This window comes from Vibrio sp. 10N.222.55.C6, assembly GCF_041473395.1.
Lineage (GTDB): Bacteria > Pseudomonadota > Gammaproteobacteria > Enterobacterales > Vibrionaceae > Vibrio > Vibrio crassostreae_C.
This window is the reverse complement of sequence record NZ_JBFRSD010001096.1, coordinates 1-311: the sequence shown is the minus strand read 5'-3', so window position 1 is coordinate 311 and position 311 is coordinate 1. Positions and strand designations below refer to the sequence as shown.

Below are 311 nucleotides of genomic sequence, written 5' to 3'. Positions count from 1 at the left end.
GAGCTGAACAATGAAAGTGGTCAGCAGTTGGTTGAGAAAATGATCGCAACCGCTGGTTTAACGCGAAATGGTTTTAGAGCGGGCGATCTGTCAACGGTAATGTCTCCGAGAACCGTGATTACATGGGCTGAAAACATTCGAATATTCGATAACGTAGCGACTGCATTTAGGCTTTCATTCCTCAACCGTTGTGAAGATGAAGAGAAAGAGCTGGTGAGCGAATATTATTTCCGCTGCTTTGGTGAGGCGCTAGAAATGCCTACTCAGAGTTATGCGCAGTCGGAGCCGTAAACCATGGCCAATGTTTCTTC

The 311-nt window shown here is 46.3% G+C and carries 1 protein-coding gene; it reads left to right on the top strand.

The features are described 5' to 3' along the window. Positions 1-291: CbbQ/NirQ/NorQ C-terminal domain-containing protein (locus tag AB4486_RS27715; protein ID WP_372120015.1), on the top strand; the 291-nt coding region annotated here is incomplete at its 5' end. Positions 292-311 lie beyond the last annotated feature (20 nt).